General features: G+C 31.0%; 6 protein-coding genes. All 6 read left to right on the top strand.

The features are described from left to right. A partial coding sequence (locus tag ACQP6D_RS10395; RefSeq protein WP_427858137.1) for a hypothetical protein occupies positions 1 to 221 on the top strand: 221 nt, incomplete at its 5' end. Between the two features lie 49 nt (positions 222 to 270). After that, entirely contained in the window at positions 271 to 855 is a 585-nt protein-coding gene (locus ACQP6D_RS10390; protein ID WP_427858136.1) for a hypothetical protein, read from the top strand. Between the two features lie 180 nt (positions 856 to 1,035). Then, positions 1,036 to 1,263, top strand: a complete 228-nt coding sequence (locus ACQP6D_RS10385) for a hypothetical protein (protein ID WP_267347760.1) — start codon at positions 1,036 to 1,038, stop codon at positions 1,261 to 1,263. A 39-nt stretch (positions 1,264 to 1,302) separates the two neighbouring features. After that, positions 1,303 to 1,617, top strand: a complete 315-nt coding sequence (locus tag ACQP6D_RS10380) for a hypothetical protein (RefSeq protein ID WP_427858135.1) — start codon at positions 1,303 to 1,305, stop codon at positions 1,615 to 1,617. Positions 1,618 to 2,543: 926 nt separating this feature from the next. Beyond that, positions 2,544 to 2,987, top strand: coding sequence for a hypothetical protein (locus ACQP6D_RS10375; RefSeq protein ID WP_427858134.1), 444 nt, complete (start codon positions 2,544 to 2,546; stop codon positions 2,985 to 2,987). Positions 2,988 to 3,161: 174 nt separating this feature from the next. Beyond that, positions 3,162 to 3,758 carry a hypothetical protein gene (locus ACQP6D_RS10370; RefSeq protein WP_427858133.1) on the top strand — a complete coding sequence of 199 codons (597 nt, stop codon included), beginning with the start codon at positions 3,162 to 3,164 and terminating at the stop codon, positions 3,756 to 3,758. The last annotated feature ends 209 nt before the right edge of the window (positions 3,759 to 3,967 follow it).

Here is a 3,967-nt window from a genome sequence, read left to right as displayed (position 1 = left end):
AATCTGAATATGAACCAATATTAGATGATTATCCTGATGGACCAATGAGATTTTTTAAAATGGTCTTTAAAGAAGATATCAATGAGCAATTTTGTATGGCAAGGTGTGAAGAATCTATAGGGCGAATTGTGATGTCAGAGTCGTTACGACAGTTTTTTATAAACAATAAAGTAAAAGGAATAGATTTATCCACATCATGTAATCAATCTATCTATGGATAATAGTGAAGCTTAAATAAAAATTCAAGTAATTATTTTAAAGGATGTTGTTATGATTTATGAACTTATGATATCTTCTTGTTATCCTGATCGTTATTGGTTCCAATATGTCTCAACAGGAGATGATTATTACGAACTTTTACAATGCAAAAAGATTCAATCGAATAACCCAATAGTTTTTAAATTAGAAAAAAAAGTAAGTGAAAAACGTTTACTCTCTTATGATTTCTATTTTAGTGATGGTCCTGAATTTATCTCGCCTAGACTTGCCAATTTACTTTCAAACAATCAAGATTTTTTACATGATGTCCAGCTAATAGATGCAACTATAATTGTTAATGGTCGCAGCTATTCTGGTTATAAGGTATTAAATTTTCTTCGTTTAATATCCTGTATTGATATGAATAAATCTGAATATGTACCAATATTAGATTATTTGCCAGATGGACCCAAAAAATTTTATAAAATGGTCTTAAAAGAAAATATAAATGAGCAATTTTGTATGGCAAGATGTGAAGAATCTATAGGGCGAATTATGATGTCAGAGTCGTTACGACAGTTTTTTATAAAAAATAAAGTAAAAGGAATAAATTTATCCAAACAGTATATTGATAATGACTTCATATTTTCGTACTGATATAGACATATTCACGTAGCCTGACCCGATAGTTAACTGTTAGTGAAATAAAATAATGAACGAAATTGATTATACTTTACATAATTTACCAATGTTGCTTACTAGAAATAAAAACAAATGGTGGCAAGATAGCGTTATGCAAAGCTCAACAGCTTTATTTGGTTTTTTAAAAAACATGAATTGTTAATCGATGTTGAACCGTTTGATGAAAAAGGAAATTTAAAAACCGATACGGTTCTTAAAAAATCAAACCTTACACCAGAAGGTCAGGAGTTATTTGATATTGCTGTTGATGGATGGTTTGATTATTTAGCTAGAAGTACAGTTACAAACAAATATCAAAATGTTAGTCGGCTTGAAAAAGCTTTAGCTAAAATTCGAGAAAGTAAAAATAATGAAGTAAGATAAACATCTCACAATAGATAATAATTAAAATATGAGGTATTTATGGCTTTGGATTTTATAGCATCAAGTAATCAAAAAGAAATAGATGAAAATTCACCGATATTTTCACTTGAAAAATTTGATTACGATGAATTATTCAATAAAGCAAAACCATTAAATCAGTATTCAATAATAAAAAAACTTGATGATTATTATGCTGATACAATTATTCTATATGGGGAAATTCAGCCGTTAATAAAAGAACTTGAAAATCTTATTAAAATAAAAAAATTCCAACCGCAATCAATTATTGATTTTATTAATTTTTTAAAAGAATCTTTTAATGATGGATTAAATATATATATCAATAGTGACTAAAGGGATTGAGTGGTAGACTTTATTTTATCTGTGCTGTGATCTTAATATTGACCGATTTAATGAGTAACACTATACGGCATCGATTGAACGGCAAAAATTACATGTATCACACCGTGTCGTTGTTTTGTATGATACCTGATGGATTAAAGCGCTAAAAAATGGATGTCAAATATGAGTATGGTAGATTTAGATATCGTAGATGTTATAAAAAAGGTGGTTTTTAGCGTGTTTTTCAACTCCAGAAAATAGACATTTATTAATGATTGTCAATTAAGTGTGATGAAATCAGCTTTTTTGTATACGGCAACTTTAAATCTTTTTAATATAGAAATATGCATTCCCAAAAAACAGCGAAATGGGTATGAAACAATCGATAATAAATTGTCCAAAAACATCAATTATATAAACTATATCAATTTAAGTGATTATCACGGGATAATGAAAACAACATTTAATGATCTATTACAATCTAATACGATCTTACTGTTACCAGAATATACAATAAAACAAGAAACGGATATTGAACAAATTGAAATAGAATTTAATAGCGGCACTACTATCATTTATCAAAATAGCAATTTGCCTCCTGCAATTATATCGAATAAATTAAAAAATCTCATTTTAGAATAAACGACAAGCTTACTGGGTAGCCCACAATACCATGCCACATCAACCTACAGGATAGCGAGTTTAGACCGATCGAGTATTGAGGATGTAGTGAGTTATGCCAAACAGCAATTAGATAGCGTGACACAAGAGTGAATAAAACTTAAGCCATTATTTACCTTACTTAGCATATAAAACGCCACCAGCTTTTTCACTGAATCTCCCATTAAAAAAATTTAATTGTGCTGAATATATATTGTTGTTTAAATGGAAAATAGCACTTAAAATCAAAACAGTGATAAATCGAAAGGACGATGTAAATGAAGATTGATTTTTTATTTTTGTGGGCTGAAGTTGGCGTTTATTATGAAATTACAAATACGGTTTTAAATCCGTGGAGATCAAATCTCAATAAATTAAACAAAACGCTTCCACATTATGACAAATTGTTTAAAACAACAGATTATGAATTAGTATTTACCATATCTGCTACACAAGAACACAAAAATTTAGTGTATGGCCCGTTAGCCTCGTCAAAACGCAAAGTGGTTCATTTCTCAATCTTTATACCCTATAAAACGTTTAATTGCTATACGCAACAAATGTTCTATGTTCTTGATACCATCGCAGAGGGAATTATTTTTGTATTTAATAAATATAAAGTGGATCCTTTAGGAATAAAAGAAGTGTTTGAAACATTAAAAACATTGATTGCAAAGGATCCAGATAGATATCAAAAATGGCTAAAAGATCTCGAGGACTGAAAATTTTAAAAATTTACAGCGCTTAAGGCGTTATTGCCTTAGATAGATTGCAAAAGTAGCTAACCATTTGATAAAAGTTCTTATCGAAAAACACAAAACTAATGCACAAAACAATACGAATATTGAAAGTGCTGTTTGGAAAAATATAAATAATGGTAAATTTAAGGAATATCCATGAAGCGTGAGCCACTTTATCACCTGTATTGTTCAGGAATGGTTACTGTCGATCTCATTCCCGAATGGGAACATAAAAACAGAGAGCAATTTTGTCATTATTGCCATACACTAAAACTACCTCACGGTGGTATGGATGTGATTACGGATGGGAAAATCAGGAAAAACCTAGATATGGCTAATACAGGCTATTTTCTGATACCTAGTATTATGTCGCTGCGCTTATTGAATTTGCTGGGTGAAGAGGCTGAAAAACATTTAAATATAGGTTCTATTTATAATAAAGTGGAAAGTGAAAAGCATAAACAGCCATTTATAACTTTTATTAGTAAATATGATTACGTTGTACTTAGAGGTGAAAAACCATATATTTTTGATGGACAACCTATTCCTGAAAATGAGCGTCTTTTTGTCTGCCCTGAATGCCATTTTCACTCAAGACTAGAAAGAGCGCCGAGGTTTTTACTTGAAAGCGAATATCCAAAATATCCAATATGCTGTACGGAATTTGGTTTACTTTTATATGAAAGTATTTATGAAAGGCTGAAAACTATCAAATTAGTTGGGGTACTTGTAGAGAAAGTCAAAGTTAAATAGCAAGATACTGATTCTATTGAAAACATAATAGCATGCCGAAAAGCCTTTCCCGATCTTTCCGGCTATCCTACCGAACGTGCGCACCCTCAAAACCTTTGTTACGGTTCCAGCCATCTGCACCAAATCAACCTAGACGGCACCACCATCACCGACATCGAACGCGACCGCCTACATCGCGAAGTCCTGCGTAGCCAGGGACAACTGAACAC

Origin of the sequence: Snodgrassella sp. CS2, from assembly GCF_050310315.1 — a bacterium.
Taxonomy (GTDB): Bacteria; Pseudomonadota; Gammaproteobacteria; order Burkholderiales; family Neisseriaceae; genus Snodgrassella; species Snodgrassella alvi_E.
Note: the sequence above shows the minus strand (reverse complement) of the source record. Positions and strands in the feature narration are given on the sequence as shown.

Excerpts from the sequence above, each read along its gene's own strand:
- ACQP6D_RS10390 (WP_427858136.1), top strand. The coding sequence starts at position 271 with ATGATTTATGAACTTATGATATCTTCTTGTTATCCTGATCGTTATTGG.
- ACQP6D_RS10380 (WP_427858135.1), top strand. The coding sequence starts at position 1,303 with ATGGCTTTGGATTTTATAGCATCAAGTAATCAAAAAGAAATAGATGAA.
- ACQP6D_RS10375 (WP_427858134.1), top strand. The coding sequence starts at position 2,544 with ATGAAGATTGATTTTTTATTTTTGTGGGCTGAAGTTGGCGTTTATTAT.
- ACQP6D_RS10370 (WP_427858133.1), top strand. The coding sequence starts at position 3,162 with ATGAAGCGTGAGCCACTTTATCACCTGTATTGTTCAGGAATGGTTACT.